This window comes from Enterococcus sp. NBRC 3427 (genome assembly GCF_007996925.1).
Lineage (GTDB): Bacteria > Bacillota > Bacilli > Lactobacillales > Enterococcaceae > Enterococcus_B > Enterococcus_B lactis.
In genome coordinates this window covers 1-14,762 of the sequence record NZ_BJLL01000009.1, presented here as the reverse complement: position 1 = coordinate 14,762, position 14,762 = coordinate 1, and the positions used below count along the sequence as shown (strand labels likewise).

General features: G+C 36.1%; 13 protein-coding genes. 2 read left to right on the top strand and 11 right to left on the bottom strand.

The window, feature by feature from the left end:
• Positions 1–564: 564 nt before the first annotated feature.
• From ESP02_RS03380 to ESP02_RS03360, 5 genes are all read right to left on the bottom strand, one after another.
• Positions 565–1,722, bottom strand: a complete 1,158-nt coding sequence (locus tag ESP02_RS03380) for a C47 family peptidase (RefSeq protein ID WP_010732246.1) — start codon at positions 1,720–1,722, stop codon at positions 565–567.
• A 57-nt stretch (positions 1,723–1,779) separates the two neighbouring features.
• Entirely contained in the window at positions 1,780–2,205 is a 426-nt protein-coding gene (locus ESP02_RS03375; protein ID WP_038398625.1) for a hypothetical protein, read from the bottom strand.
• A 17-nt stretch (positions 2,206–2,222) separates the two neighbouring features.
• A complete protein-coding gene (locus ESP02_RS03370; protein WP_010732244.1) occupies positions 2,223–3,155 on the bottom strand; it encodes a serine protease in 933 nt (310 codons plus the stop codon).
• A gap of 430 nt (positions 3,156–3,585) precedes the next feature.
• On the bottom strand, positions 3,586–4,467 hold the full coding sequence (locus ESP02_RS03365) for a LysR family transcriptional regulator (RefSeq protein WP_038398624.1): 882 nt from the start codon (positions 4,465–4,467) through the stop codon (positions 3,586–3,588).
• A gap of 19 nt (positions 4,468–4,486) precedes the next feature.
• Complete coding sequence (locus ESP02_RS03360; RefSeq protein WP_038398623.1) at positions 4,487–4,864, bottom strand: MerR family transcriptional regulator; 378 nt, start codon at positions 4,862–4,864, stop codon at positions 4,487–4,489.
• A 223-nt stretch (positions 4,865–5,087) separates the two neighbouring features.
• On the opposite strand from ESP02_RS03360, the gene ESP02_RS03355 reads away from it, so the two are divergent.
• Positions 5,088–6,281 carry an MFS transporter gene (locus ESP02_RS03355; protein WP_038398621.1) on the top strand — a complete coding sequence of 398 codons (1,194 nt, stop codon included), beginning with the start codon at positions 5,088–5,090 and terminating at the stop codon, positions 6,279–6,281.
• 211 nt (positions 6,282–6,492) lie between these two features.
• On the opposite strand, the gene ESP02_RS03350 is transcribed toward ESP02_RS03355, so the two are convergent.
• The 5 genes from ESP02_RS03350 to ESP02_RS03330 all read right to left on the bottom strand — a co-directional run bounded on the left by ESP02_RS03350 (position 6,493) and on the right by ESP02_RS03330 (position 12,295).
• Positions 6,493–8,580, bottom strand: a complete 2,088-nt coding sequence (locus ESP02_RS03350) for a hypothetical protein (RefSeq protein WP_038398620.1) — start codon at positions 8,578–8,580, stop codon at positions 6,493–6,495.
• A 4-nt stretch (positions 8,581–8,584) separates the two neighbouring features.
• The gene (locus ESP02_RS03345) at positions 8,585–8,899 is read right to left on the bottom strand and encodes a hypothetical protein (RefSeq protein WP_038398619.1); all 315 of its coding nucleotides are present in this window, start codon (positions 8,897–8,899) and stop codon (positions 8,585–8,587) included.
• Positions 8,900–8,916: 17 nt separating this feature from the next.
• Positions 8,917–9,951, bottom strand: coding sequence for a DUF916 and DUF3324 domain-containing protein (locus ESP02_RS03340; RefSeq protein WP_038398618.1), 1,035 nt, complete (start codon positions 9,949–9,951; stop codon positions 8,917–8,919).
• Positions 9,938–10,618: a WxL domain-containing protein gene (locus ESP02_RS03335; RefSeq protein ID WP_038398617.1), complete on the bottom strand. Its 681-nt coding sequence runs from the start codon at positions 10,616–10,618 to the stop codon at positions 9,938–9,940. The genes ESP02_RS03340 and ESP02_RS03335 overlap by 14 nt, the downstream gene beginning before the upstream one ends.
• Before the next feature lie 219 nt (positions 10,619–10,837).
• A complete protein-coding gene (locus ESP02_RS03330; protein ID WP_146925983.1) occupies positions 10,838–12,295 on the bottom strand; it encodes a helix-turn-helix domain-containing protein in 1,458 nt (485 codons plus the stop codon).
• 364 nt (positions 12,296–12,659) lie between these two features.
• Between ESP02_RS03330 and ESP02_RS03325 the strand changes: the two genes are divergently transcribed.
• Positions 12,660–13,373, top strand: a complete 714-nt coding sequence (locus tag ESP02_RS03325; protein WP_002302966.1) for a hypothetical protein — start codon at positions 12,660–12,662, stop codon at positions 13,371–13,373.
• Positions 13,374–13,533: 160 nt separating this feature from the next.
• Here ESP02_RS03325 and ESP02_RS03315 read toward each other — a convergent pair whose 3' ends face one another.
• Positions 13,534–14,706, bottom strand: a complete 1,173-nt coding sequence (locus tag ESP02_RS03315) for a class C sortase (RefSeq protein WP_038398615.1) — start codon at positions 14,704–14,706, stop codon at positions 13,534–13,536.
• Between the last annotated feature and the right edge of the window lie 56 nt (positions 14,707–14,762).

The following is a 14,762-nucleotide window of genomic DNA, read 5'->3' as shown; positions in this document are numbered from 1 at the left end:
TTCTATCAGTTGTTTTTCTTTTACGACAAATCTGGTTCCATATTTCTTTAAAATTTTTCGTTGTTCCACCGTAAATCGAATGATTCTTACTAGATACTTATCTCGTTTACGCTGTACTAATATTTGTACTTCGAATGTACCTTTTACTTTTGGGTGGGTACAAAAATATATTTTTCCAATCTCAATATCCCAGAATGATCGTATTGTAAAACTATTACAATTCTAGCACAATTAATGATCAATTTTGATAATTTTTATATTTTATGCTTGAAACTGGACATACTTATTTTAATCTTCTGAATAAAGTAACGAAAAAGCTTGTAAAAGAACTTGTTCAACTAATCATGCGTCTAATAAAATTTAAAACCCTTAGAATTATCCTCTGGTGTCGGTAAAGATACATAGACTTTAATCATCAAATAAGGAGAAAATCCCTTTAAGAGAATTCCTCCCTACTTGAGTGTTCTTGTGTTCTAAAAATAAAACAAGATAGACCTAGTATTTGTTTCTGCGACTTGAATATATTGATGTACTACTTACGTTTTATTAACTCAGATATGACTGTTATGGATGATGCCATCCATATATCGTACCAAAATTTTTCCATACCATTCCATGTGTAGAAATAGTATGACTTGATGGATCCATCAAGTCATAGCCATAACTAGCGTCGCTCCATGGATTCCAAACGGAAATTGTCTGGTAAAAATCAAAGTTAGCATAGCCTCTAACAGTAAATGCATGGGTAGCTGTCGTACTATCACTCGATGCAGCAATATAAAATGGACTTTCTTCATTAATTTCCAATTGTGTTCCGGACACTGTAATAGGCGAGTTAACATTCACCATATTAAAAAAGTTGTGTAAATATCCATAATCCATGCACTTTTCCCGACTAGCCGCTTGACTTTCTAAATTACTAGAATTGGGATAATAGTGTTGCATCATTTGTCTTGCAGTCGGACTATTACTTTTATTAGCATATCTAATTATAGAAGTTGTGACATAGGCCGCGCACCAATTATTTGAACCTTGAGTCTCAAGAAAGTCTAAATTAAGATATTTCTGTCCTTCAGCTTTTGGAATAATACTTGGAGAAGAAGAATATTTTCTTACTGGGTTAGAAAATGTATACATATTTTTTTCTATTTTCACTTGTTTTAAATTTTCTTTATTATACGTTGATAATGTCACATCTTTTGGGGGAATATAACCATTTGAAACTGGGGAATCATTAAATAATATTAAATTATTTTGAAGATCAATTGCATACAAATCTGCGTTTTTTTGAACAAAACCTTGGGTCTTTGATCCTTCTTCAACAAATCTAGTTAATTCTTCAACTAGATATCCACTAAGGTTTGTTTGCCAGGCTCCTTCCGCATTATAACAAAAGATAGTTTTTATCATATTTCCATCACCATCATATAACGGGAAGTAGTAATAAGTTTGCTGGTTGTCATCATCGTATACTGAAAAAGCCGTACCTAAACTTTTATTTCCAGAAGCAACTCCTTCATCATTTAATAATATGGAATCAAAATAAGGTAATCTTGCTTTTACTGTTTCAACTAAATCATTAGGTATAGTTTCAGTTAAAAGTACATTGCTTTTGTAACCTAATTCATCTGCTTGTACAGTATAACTTGAATTTATTACTACCCCAATAAATATAGAGAATAAAAAAACTGTTGTACTCATTTTTTTCGAAAAAATTTTCATAGATTCTTCCTCCAAATTTTGGAATGCATCATTTGTTTTTTTAGTTATCTTATTACCTCATTTTTGTCTATATAATTTAATCTGCCAAGCACTCTCTGTATCTGTATCTACCAATCCACCCCCAATATAAATTGCATCTACATCTACTTCAGAAATATAGAAATTTCTCTTATCCGTTATTCCGTAGACCTTGATTTTTCCATTTTCATTTTTATAATCATAGATGTTATAAACATTTTCTTCTTCTTTGATTCCTGTCTTCTTCTTTTTTACTTTGATCTGATCATTTGTAATCTCAATATTAAACTGTATATTTTCTTCATTGTAGAACCATTTTCCTGATAAATTTTCTGTTTCATCTAACTGTTTTTGTGTAATAGATATAGGTTGCTGTAGATTTTTTTTATCATCTACATCAGATGAGCATCCTCCAAAAACGGAAATAGCTCCCAACAAAATAATAAACATTTTTTTCATTAACATTGAACCATCTATCTCCTTCATTGTCCTTGAAGAAATGAAAGAATCTCTTGCCGTACCGCAAGAGCTTGATTCATTGATCCTTGCTTCTCTAGAGTTGTTGTAATCCCTACTATGTTTCCATTTTGAATTACTGGGGCACCTATAGAACCTTCTGAAATCGTTACATCATGAAAAATATATTCTGGAGTGTTAATTGCTACTGTCTCATTTCCCCACATAATTTGACTAAATGCGTTTCCAGTATAACTGACAACGTTAGAATTTACTGCTCCAGCATCAGGAATAATATAGCCAAGCTTACCCGCTAGTTGTTCAAGTGAACTATTCATAACAATATATCCCATGTCATAGCGAGAATCTTCTTGCGCCGTCCAACCATACATTGAATGAAAATTTGTGCCCCCATTTTGTCCAGAAGATGGATCCTCTGTTAAAGTACCTTTTCCATCTTGACTTGCTACCCAAATAAGTGACGCGGTTGCCCATCCTTCAAAGTCATGATCGTGACTATAAAGCATTGAACCAGCCGTAAGGAATCGATCTTTATCAATTAAAGCGCCAGTACCTTGTTTAACAAACGTTGAAGTCCCAGTGAAGAAATACATTTCTAAATAACCACATTGTTTATAAGGGGATTTTGTTGGATCTGCTTTAATTCTATTGTCTTCTACAAATAATTGAGGATCAATCGCTTCTTTAGAAAAACCTTTAGGTGTTTGGAATCCCTTAAAGGTTATATTATTGTTTCCAGTTTGCTTCTTTATATATTCCGTGAAATCTTGGGATCTTTCATACGGATTTTTACCTTTGGGTGAATAATTCAGTTGATCAACACTGTTTGATGTTTGCTGAGCATAATCATTCCTAATTTCACTAGCAGAAACAGAATATCCACTTATAAGTGATAATGAAATTAACACCACTAAAAGTAAATTCTCTATTTTTTTCAAAATTTATACCTCCATTTTCTTAAATATTAATCGTTATTTTAAATTCGCAAAAAACATGTAATAAAGTTATCTTATAAGGTTACCTTGTCTAATAGCATACGCAACACAGAAAGCGCTTTCTAGTTGTCACATCCATTAAACCACATTCTCATAAATAATAGAAAACAATTTATGTTTTTTAATCTTAATTGTTATATATTTTCTCTAATTTTTCACCTTTTAATAATTTAATTCCTTTTTTTGATAATTATAAAGTAAAGATTGTCTAATATTGATGAGAAATTTTTCAATAAAAAATCAAATAATTACCTAATTTAAAATATAGGTTTCGTGTCAAAATAGAATTGATTATGAACTTGCCGTTTATCTAGAAAAGTGACAGTCATACATCTTGCTTTCTTATTGAATTTTCTTCGATTAGAGATACTTATTACTGTTCAAAAGCTTCTTTGAAACGGTGAATCAATTCATTGACTACAGGGGATAAAATCCGATTCTTTTTCCAGACTAGCATGCAGTTCGTTTCAATCATTGGGTCAAGCGGAACGAATGTCACTCGCTTTGAATGATGACTTACAGCACCTTCTATGACTAAAGCAGCGCCTACCTGATTCTCAATTAGCGCAAATACATTGAAAATCAAATTGTACGTTCCTGTGATCAGCAACTGCTCTTTTTTTATGCCTAACCAGTCAGCAAACATTCGCTGTATTTCTGGACGCTTTGAGATCAAAAGAGGTACATTCGCAAAGTCTTCTTTTGTTATCGCGTCTTTTTTTGCTAAAACAGAATTTTCTGAAATGAGCAATCCCCATTTTTCCTTTCTTGGTAACAAAATCGTTTCGTATTTCTCTGTATCTACTGGATCTAGCAAAATCGCCAAATCTAACAGGCCTTTTTCTAGTCGCTCCGTGATATCATCACTTGTTCCACTGTGGATATGAAATTGAACGTTGGGATAATCACGGATCAGCTTTTCTAGTAATAGTGCCAATGTATTCGAATTATCAGCTTCCACACAGCCAATCGTAAATCGTCCGCTGAATAATTGTTTTTTTCTGTTCTCGAATTCTTGAGTGGTTTGATTTGTTAAATCTAAAATTTCTTCTGCCCGGCTTTTTAGAAAATAACCTGCTTCTGTCAAGATCATTTTGCGGTTTTCACGTACAAACAGTTCTGTCCCTAGTTCCTCTTCTAGCTCCTTCAATTGTCGGCTTAAGGTTGGTTGTGTAAGATGTAGAACTTCTGCGGCTTGAGAGATTGTTCCTTCTTCTGCAATTGTCCAAAAATATTTTAGTAAGCGTAACTCCATAGCGATGCTCCTTGATTTTTTACTTGATACATTCCATTTTATTTCTAGATGACACACGATCATATTTCTTGATTTTTCCTTGTAAACGTTCTAAACATTCTTGCATTTCAGCAATTTTTTTCGTCAAAAGTTCACTTTCTTCAATCAAAAGCTTACGCCGCTCAAATACAGTTGCTTCTCCTTCGCTAGATAGGCGAATATATTCAATCAAAGACTCGATCGATAATCCGGCATTTCGCATACAGATCGTAAAGTCGACCCATTTTAGGTCTTCTTCTGTATAATCACGGATTCCGCCTTTTGTCCGATTAACTGGTGGAATCAACCCGATTCGTTCATAATAGCGCAATGTATCGGCCGAAATGCCCTTTTCTTCACTGACTTGTTTGATATTCATCTGATCACTCTTTCTCTTAATTTCTTGCCACTTTACTTATGTATTTTATTTATTCTACAACTTTAAGTGTACTCCAAGTCAATACTCATTTCTATTAAAACTAGGCTGGATTATCTATATCGGTTGTTTGTGTATTATTTCGAATAAAAAAGACTTGTTTTTTTATTCTTTTTTGGATATACTTTTAACAATTTAGGGAAATTTTAGGAAAAGGGGTATAAAAATGACAACGTATCAGCGAAAGGTATTATTATCGACATCGGCGGGAATTGCTTTAGAGAATATGGATATTATGTTTTTAGCTTTTTCATTATCTTCAATGATTGCTTCTTTTCATATTAGTGGTACGCAAGCGGGTTTCATTTCAACGATCACTAATTTGGGGATGCTCATTGGAGGTATTTTTTTTGGCATCATAGCTGATAAATATGGACGTGTGAAAGTATTTTCTCAAACGGTCCTTCTGTTTTCGATTGCTTCTTTATTGATGTATTTTGCTTCAAACATCTACTTGGTTTATCTCTTTCGCTTTATCGCAGGTGTAGGAGCGGGAGGAGAATATGGGGCATGTATGTCCTTGATTTCCGAAAGTTTTTCAAAAAAACAAATTGGACGAGCTTCTTCGGTTGCTGGTATTGGTGCGCAGGTCGGTGCGGCTTTGGCTGCGATTTTAGCCGCTGTGATCATTCCAACGTTTGGTTGGAAGATGTTGTATGTCGTAGGTGTACTGCCGGTGTTGATGGTCTTGTTCATTCGTCGCGGCTTGACTGAACCAAAGGAATTCAAATCTGCACGATCCGACGAAAAGAAAACCAAACTTAGCAGACTGTTTGAATCAAAACATCTTGCTTGGCAAACATGTGGCCTTAGTATCATGGTGACTGTCCAAATCGCCGGCTATTTTGGGTTAATGAATTGGCTGCCTTCGATTATGCAAGATCGATTAGGACTTTCGGTTTCTGGATCTTCATTGTGGATGGTCAGTACTATTTTAGGCATGTCTTTGGGGATGATGACTTTTGGCATGATCATGGATAAAGTGGGTCCTAAACTAGCCTTTTCTCTGTTTTTGATTTGTTCATCCTTATCTGTCTATCTACTTGTGTTAGCCCATAGCCAGTGGAGTTTGGTAGTAGCCGCTGTGATAGTCGGCTACTTTATCAATGGCATGTATGGTGGATATGGCGCAGTGATTAGTAGTTTGTATCCAACAGAAATCCGCGCGACGGCGAATAATTTCATTATGAATCTTGGACGAGCTGTTGGTGGTTTTTCTTCTATCGTCATCGGTTTTTTGATGGATCATTATAGTTTAACTGCCGTAATCTTGTTTTTGAGCGGTATTTACTTAGTCAGTCTGCTGGTCTTGACAACTCTTACTGGTGTTACAGCATTAAGGGAAAGCTTGCAGCATTGACATTTGATTCTGTAAATGACAAGAAAGAGGTGTGGCAAAAGCTTGCATCTGCGGTAATACGACCAGCCAAATCAAAAACATGAGACACTGTTTCCGTTTGGCTGGTCGTATTACTTGATGCAGGGCAGCTTTTTCACGACCTCTGTTTCACGGTGTTCAATCAGCTGGTCTTCAGTATTCGTTCAATGCGCTGATTTCACAACCTCTTTCTTTATATCGGCACATCTTCCATTGTCCAAACTAAAGTTCCTTCATAATCCCCAACTTCATCTGAAGGTCTTAGTTTCAGTTGGATATTTCCTATTTGCCCAAAACTTGCTTTCCCCGTTCCTTGCCAAATCTGTTGATCACTTCCAGTTAATTCGATTGTTTTTCCTTGGATAGTGAAAAACAAGGGACATAACTGCTTAGACTTATCATTGATCAGCGGTTTTTCTTCTCGGACTTTGATTGTCCATTTGCTTTGTTCTAAATGGCTAGAATCTTCAACCTGAATTTCTTTCTGGTTTACTGCCGCGACAAATGTGTCATTGGCAGGTATTTCTTGTTCCCCAAAATCGATGCTTTTAGGTAAAAGCAATTGCGGGCCTTTTTCGACTGCTAATTTCCTTCTATCTGGCGGCGACTGTTCTTTGTCGTCAGTCATTACATAGAATGAAACTTCTTTTCCAATCCAATTTTCTGGAAAAGCTGTCTTTATTTCGTCTTCTACTTTTTCTGGTACATGTGAGTAGGTCTGTAGTCTTTTTTCTTCCTCATTACATTTAGCCATCAAATAGATAGTTGAATCTCCTTCATGAAAAAATGTGAATTTGATGGTACAGCTTTTACTAAATCTGGATACCATCAAAGGATTTTCTTTATTCAACAATCCAAATCTCAAAGGTTCGCCTTTGCGGTAGTGATGGATGATTGTTTGTGTTTCTGGCTGGAATCTCCCATGATCAGTTTCTTCATTTTTTATCGGAAAGAATCCGCTTATCTCAGGATAATCCTTCGATAAATCATAATCTGTCGTAAGGATACCCGTCTTAACCACTTCTTGACTCAAAGACCTATCTTGTTCATCTAAAAATTGAATGTGGACTTCTCCTAAATAATTGACGAGACTAGTACCTGTATTTTCTGCAGTCTCCTGTCCATTTAAAATCGTTTTGACTTTAAAAGGCAGCGGTAGCCGATCATTTATGATGGCCGAAGTTTCAACTACATTTTCTTTGCCTGTCCATTCCAACTCGACTTCATATTGCAAAACGGTATCATACAAGCGATGATCTTCAGGATTTTTCGCAGTGATCACCATTTCCTGCCCTTCGACCTTACTGCTGAATAATTCCGTTATATCTTCTCCACTAAAATTCGTCACTTTTACTTTTTTTGCTTTGTATTGCTGGGTTTTAGCTATTTGCTCTAAACCGAATCGAACTTGGAGTTGATTGGCTTTTTTCCATTGGCTAATATTAGGAATCGTTTGCTTTGCCTTTAAGCAAACATCTTGGTCTGCTTTTTCAAAAAAAGAATCTGTGGCATAAGCAGAAGGAAACTCTGGCTTAGCCAAGAAATCTGTTCGATATATAACTGAAGATGGTGTGCTGTCATTGTTGTGCACCACAACGTGAAGTTGGGAGACTGGATTTGTGATCACCTCAAAGCTTTGTCTAGGATCTCTCCAAGGTACGTTTGGTGTGATGTTTTTATAATAGCCCCAATAGTCTCCCCACTGACGGTCCCCATCTCCATACACGTCATAAACGATATTCGTCGGATTATTTGTACATAAATATTTGATTACTCGGCTAGGATTGCGATACCCTACATACTTATTGACATTCAATCCATAATAGTTGAAAGAGGTCTCAATTGTTAAAGGATTTCCACTCGTATCTAAAAAGTCATAGGTTATGATCATTTCACCAGAAATATCGATACTTAAAAAGTTTCCTTCAGTGAAAAAAATCGACCCGCCATCTAAATTGCTTTTATTTCTTTCAAGTGTTACCTTCAAATTCACTTCTTGGCCCTTATAAAAACCGACATTTTTGATCAAGGCGCTACTTTTACTCGTACTCCAGTCAACCGTGACAATCTTTCCCGTCACTTTCCCCTCAATCGGTTCTACAGAAGTATGCTTACCATAATGCATGATGAATGTATTATCTGCAGGAGTCGTGATTTGATTAGCCCATCGGAAATAGCTTAAATCCGTAAGTGGTCTTGGAGCTGCTGCTACTTTTGGCGATAGCCATAGCAGGACAATAAGCGTAAAAACCGACAGTACTATTTTTTTAGATTTAGCCATTTTCTTACCTCCTGCTTTGCTTATTCTTTTTTTTCATGCGATATAACATTTCTGCAATCATGATTAGACAAACGCCTAATATGATGAGCAGCCAGCAAGTATTCTCATTTGTTTTCGGAAATAACATCTCTTCCATGGCCATCGGCTTTTCTGTACTATTTTCTGTAATCGTTACTTTTTCCATCGGAACATGCTTACCTTGGTTATTTTCTTGATAAAAAGAGATACCAGCCTCACTCGTTGTCTTTTCAGTTGCAGAAACTGGTAATGCTATTCCGAACATGAGTAAGAAGAATCCTAACCTAATTGCCCATTTCATGTCTATCTCCTCCTAAACTAGCTTTTCTCTCGTTTCAATTTAGAAATATACCAGACCAGACAAATGATGACGATTAGGCAAAAAGCAAGGAAGAAATACATCATGGTATCCGTTGGTTCATCTTCTTTTTCTACATGTACTGCTTCTTTATTCAGTTTTTCGTCATCTCCTTTGATTTCAAATGCTTTTACCAGTGTCCATTTTTTCCCTAAAGCGTCTTTCAAATGGATCGTTAATTCATAGAAACCTTTTTTCAATGGTTTATTTTCCCAACTGATTGGTAACTCAAACTTGCTTCTTGGAGCCATAGAGATTTTTTTCGACAATTGATGCAAGACACCATCTTTTCCTTTTTTCGTTATCTCTGCTTCCATTTGCATTTGACTCATTAGGACCGGCTGCTTATTCTCCAGAGTAGCAAATAACGTAAGATAGCCGTTTTGTAAACCTGATTTCACTTTAGACAATGCAAATTCAGGATCGATCTTTTTATCTGAACAACTTAATTGAGCACCGATCGTATAGGCGAACTTGTTTGCCAAACTGAATCCATCATTTTTTTCTTCTTTTTCTTTTGTTTCCTCATAACAATAGAATCCACCTAGTATCGTACCGTCAAATCCTTGCTTAGGTATATCTAACTGGAAGGTTGCTTGTCTTATTTCTTGTGGTTTCAACGTAATGGTTTGTGGCTTCGAAGCAATCTCTTCGAAAGTCGGACTTCCTAGTAACTTTTCCCCGTGCTTGGAATAATCCACTGCACCATTAGAGTTGGTCACAGCGTTATTCGCTTCTACTTTGACATTTACTTGACGATTACTTGTATTCGTTAATTGAATTGTCAATTTTTGCTGTATACCAGCTTGTACTTTCAAGTCAAAATAACTAGCTTCTGAAATCTGGTTTTCAGGTAAAATCGCTTCTGCATCAAAACTGACTTTGTTTTGATCAGCAAATGAACTAGCAGAGAAATACAGTAAGATCAACAGAAACAAGCTACTAAAAAAGATGGGAAGGACATATCCCCATCTTCTTGTTTTATGCTGGAGCATCTGTCAACACCCAAGTTAGTTCCGCTGTATAGCTTTGTGCTTCCACTCCCGCACTGGGTACATGAAGCTTGACGTTTTCATTGCTGCCATCTGTTCCTTCAAATACTGCTGCAAAGGCGCCTGCCCCTTCTCCTTCTTTCGCAAGCATCACGTTTTGGTAGTCATTATTCAAAACAAAAGTTTGTTTTGGCGCATCTGCTAATGTTGGCGGTGTGGATTGATTGTCTTTTGTCACTACTTTTCCATTAGCTAATGATAATTGTGCGCCAGTTAGCTCATGTCCGTTTTCTCCAATAAATGGTGAGATCGAAACGCCTAATGTCCAACCTTTTGCTCCTCCGCGCGTATCATTGACTTGGACATGTGGACGTTGATTCAAGGCAAAATAATCTGCATCCCCCTGTTTTATTTCTTGTTGTCCAAAAGTAATATTCGATGCAAATGGAATAGATAATGCTCCTGTATCTCCAGTACTTGGATCATCATCATGCGTATCATTTGGCACGATAGGCGTGACATCATTTCCAGATCCAGCCTTTAACGTCACATCTGCTTGGTTCGTTGTTGCAGAAAATGTATGATCGTCCTCTTCTGCAAAAACATAGCCCCCTGAGATACTGAGCGCCAACAAACCTAGAGCCGTACACGCAATCACTTGTATTTTCATTTATAATTCCTCCTAAATAATAATTGGTTTAATTTAACCAAGGCTAATTTTGGCACGGAGAGAACGTCTTTTCTAGTTTAAGAAATTTCTAAAAAAAGGAAAAAAAATAAAAGTAATATGATTAATTCAGTATTTATACGCAAAAAAGAGGCAGATTCTCTCAGAAATTCAAAAATTTGAACTTTCTAAAGAGAATCTGCCACCAAAGTTTAAGTCCAGTTATTTTTCTTGAGCGATTCGATAAAGTAACTCTTCCAACTGCCGCCAATTTCGTTCGGTCGGAAGATTTTTCATTAAAAGCAATGGAATATCTTGTGTATCTAAATAATAATTTGAGATAACCAAATCTACTTCTGTGATTGCAGTTTGATAATCATAAAAAGCTAGTAAGTATGAATGACCAAATAATCGATGGATCTTGTTCATCAGCCAAAGACGATGCGTGTGATGCAGATCATCCTGTATGAGAATTTTTATCGGATCCATTGCGCTCAAGAGTAAATCGTAATAGTCAAGAATGTAATAATAATTCAAGAAAAGCTGCTCCCAATTATCTATTACTTGCAGTACCTCTTTTTCAGCATATTTTCTCACCGTTTTTTGGAGTTGCTTGATTCTTTTATATATCCTTGGATTTTCTGCTTTGATTTCTTTTGCATAAGAGCGATTGAAAAAAAGATCTGTATTCCCAAAAAAGAAACGGCTTCTTTCATGGAAAGCAACAAAATTGAATACTAATTCTTGATCATCTGTATCCAATCGAAAATCAAATTCTTTCTTTACAGCGTTTTCTAAAGCTACTAAGGTTCTGTAACACAAGCTGTCACTAATTTCATGTGACTTTGCATAACTATTCTCGTATGTTGGATTTCCGTCAATGACGCCGAATGAATAAATCACTTGATACAAAAAATACTGTTCATCTTCCGATAAAGGAATCTCGATCGCTTCGAGCCATTGTCCGATCAACAAAAAGAATGGATCTTTCTTGATGACTTGTTGATCTGTTTTATCGACTATTATCGAAGCAAATGAGCTTCTTTCTAAAATAACAGCCAGCCAATAAGAAAATACTCGTTTTTGAAGAGGATCTAGCTGGATATGATAGATTCTCTCAAACTTCAAGAGATAGTTCTCGATTTTTTCTTTTGAAAACTTGAATGGCCAGCCGCCAGTTCGAGTAGAATGCCAATAAAAGTAATAATAGAAACTTCGAATATACTGTTCTTTTGCTTCAAGTTCTAGTTTAAACGGATGGAATGTGATCCGATACCTCTCAAAGTACTTTACTAATAACTTCGCATAACGAAAAACTGTGGATACACTCGTATATTGAGCGTCTGCATAATCTTCTAAATTTTTCTCAGGATGTTGATACATGAATTCAATCAAATGATAATTATATAATTTTCTGTAGAAATGAAGATAAATAGTGTAGATTGGGAAGTTCTCCTGCTTTTCCATAGAAAAGCGCCGATTATTCTCATTCTTCAAAATGACCTTATCAGGATATTGTTGGAACAATTCTTCTAAATCTGTTAGATAATTCAAGATAGACTTACTTGATACCTTCAATTCGTTTTGTAGCTCTTCTATTGAACACCATCGATCCGTTTCAAGCAGTAAATGAATCATTTTGATTTTCTTTTGAGAAACTTTTGTTAAAAAAGTCTGCATATTTTCTCCTCCTGTATCTACTTTACTACATACAAGAAAAAAACGGATACAAATATCCCACTGCAAAACAGTTAATGGTGCATAAACCTGTTATTATTTCTCTTTTTTTCCTAACCATTCTCTTGATACGAATCATTTAATCGTTTATTATATAAATGTCAATAATCTAATAATAAAATAACGTACATATTTTATTATTACATACTTAATAACAGAACTATAGCAAAAAATCCCGTGTATCAACACGGGATTAGATTAAGTTTCCTCAATCACTATTCATAACACAATTATTATAACAAGTAAGTAAACAATTGAAAAGGGCATTTATTGAAAACGGTTGTTTTTTACTTAAGGAGGAAATTTAGTGAAAAAATTAGTTGCGTTGTTTTTGGTCGCAGGAAGTTTGTTAAGCGGGTGTGGTGCTACTACGTCTACTACTCAAAGCACAAGTTCAGCTCAGGCTTCCAGCAGCAGCACCACGATCTCCGAAAGTACGGCAGATTCATCGAAAGAACAAGAACAAATTGAAAAGAAAAAAGAAGAAGAGAAACAAAAAGCGGAAAAAGCTGCACTAGAAAAAAAAGTGACAGAAGCGGAATCTGCTTTGTCACAAGCTGAAGCAAATCCTACAAAAGAAAACTATGCAACTGCTTCAGCAGCTATCCAAGCGCTACCTGAAAACAAACAAGAGTTGACAAGCCGTCTTGCTGCAATTGATTCCACAATCAAAGCAAAAGAAGCAGAAGAAGAACGGAAAAAGCAAGAAGAAATTGCACGACAACAAGCAGAACAAGCGCAGCAAGAAGCAATCGCACAGCAACAAGCCGAACAGGCGAGGCAAGAAGCAATCGCACAGCAGCAAGCCGAACAGGCGCGACAGCAAGCAGCAGCTGAACAGGCCTCTCAGCAGGCGCAAGCCGCAGCTCCTGAGCAAAATAATGAACAAACTGTCTATGTCACACCGACCGGTTCAAAATACCATACACATAAATGTGGAAATGGTACGTATACCCCTGCCACTTTAAGCGAAGCTCAAGCTCGTGGTTTAACCCCTTGCTCCAAATGTTATGGAAACTAATTCAAAAGTTATACTAGAGTAATAAAATTCTTCTGAAACATAAAAAAATAGAAGCTGGCGTTCCAGATAATAAACCAAAAATAGCAGTTTACACGTCCATTTCGTCAGCTTCTCTCTTTTTTCATTTAGTCTGTTCCCTCTGCTTTTTGGACATCTTCATTCATTCTTTCTCAATCAAATAGTACACCTCTTTTTCTTTTCGCAGTTTGTATCTTCCTTTTTTCAATTTCATTGAAAACTGTTTCGAATGTTTATGTTTTACATGGATTTTAAGTAGGAGCTCCTCGTGTTGCAAGCGATAGTTCCCGCCTTTTAAATCAGAAAATCTCACTAGTCCGTATTCATCAGAAGCTTTCACAAATGGCACTTTTTCTCTAGTAATATAGTGTTTGCCGTTGAGCGTTTTTACAGAAAAGACCATCCCTTCGATTGGTCGTCCGTTTTTGTTCTTTACATAAAAAGATAAAGGATAGTTTCGTTTAGCGATGCCCAAAGAATCTAAATAAGCGATGAGTAGCCAAACTAAGCCGATCGATCCAAGTAGTATACCGATAAACCAAGTGATAAATTTCCATTTTTTCCATTGATCAATTCCTTGGATCGCTTTTTTTGCCTCTTTTGCTTGATAAGGAATACGATGCCCCGTCACAAGCAGTCGATGTGTATTGACCATATAAGGAGTGCAGGTAAGCAAAGTCACGAGATCCCTACCTTTTTGGATACTCAAAGAATCTACTTCATCAGGTAAGACCACTTGGATTTTTTCTACTTGATACGCCAATGTCTTTCCATTGATCTGGATGAAAAACTGGTCTCCTTTTTTCAACTTAGGCAAATCTGTAAATAATTTTGCTTCTGGGAGTCCACGATGCCCAGAAAGAACGGCATGTGTGCTTTTCCCGCCAGTCGGATAAGAACTTCCTTCCAATAATGATGTTCCTTTTTGCAAAAAGATTTCCGTTGTCTGATCGAATATAGGTAAGCTGACATTGATTTTTGGGATTTCGATGACTCCAAGCATATGTTCCATAAAAAAGGCATTACTAGGTAAATCTTTTAATTCTTTTGCATCAACTGCTTGGTTGAAACTGCCTATCCCTGGTGATACGTTTTGCTCTGCCAACTGTTGGTTTTTCTTTGTCATTTTTTCCTGCTGTTTTTTTATTTCCTCTGAATTCTTACTCGATGCCTGCTTTTGATAATGGATGATCATCTGCTGGGCAAGAAAATCATTCAGTGAATCTTCTACAAAAGGATAAGAAAAGATCCCGATCCCAACGACTAAAATGATTGCCATGAAGATGTCCAGTATTCTTATTCTGCTTTTTTTCATCATGTCCACCTATTTTCTAATATGTATATGAAGAGGTTGTAAAATCAGCGCCTTGA

Coding starts and splice junctions, on each gene's coding strand:
- ESP02_RS03355 (WP_038398621.1), top strand. CDS start 5,088: ATGACAACGTATCAGCGAAAGGTATTATTATCGACATCGGCGGGAATT.
- ESP02_RS03345 (WP_038398619.1), bottom strand. CDS start 8,899: ATGAAATGGGCAATTAGGTTAGGATTCTTCTTACTCATGTTCGGAATA.
- ESP02_RS03365 (WP_038398624.1), bottom strand. CDS start 4,467: ATGGAGTTACGCTTACTAAAATATTTTTGGACAATTGCAGAAGAAGGA.
- ESP02_RS03375 (WP_038398625.1), bottom strand. CDS start 2,205: ATGTTAATGAAAAAAATGTTTATTATTTTGTTGGGAGCTATTTCCGTT.
- ESP02_RS03350 (WP_038398620.1), bottom strand. CDS start 8,580: ATGGCTAAATCTAAAAAAATAGTACTGTCGGTTTTTACGCTTATTGTC.
- ESP02_RS03315 (WP_038398615.1), bottom strand. CDS start 14,706: ATGAAAAAAAGCAGAATAAGAATACTGGACATCTTCATGGCAATCATT.
- ESP02_RS03340 (WP_038398618.1), bottom strand. CDS start 9,951: ATGCTCCAGCATAAAACAAGAAGATGGGGATATGTCCTTCCCATCTTT.
- ESP02_RS03380 (WP_010732246.1), bottom strand. CDS start 1,722: ATGAAAATTTTTTCGAAAAAAATGAGTACAACAGTTTTTTTATTCTCT.
- ESP02_RS03360 (WP_038398623.1), bottom strand. CDS start 4,864: ATGAATATCAAACAAGTCAGTGAAGAAAAGGGCATTTCGGCCGATACA.
- ESP02_RS03335 (WP_038398617.1), bottom strand. CDS start 10,618: ATGAAAATACAAGTGATTGCGTGTACGGCTCTAGGTTTGTTGGCGCTC.
- ESP02_RS03330 (WP_146925983.1), bottom strand. CDS start 12,295: ATGCAGACTTTTTTAACAAAAGTTTCTCAAAAGAAAATCAAAATGATT.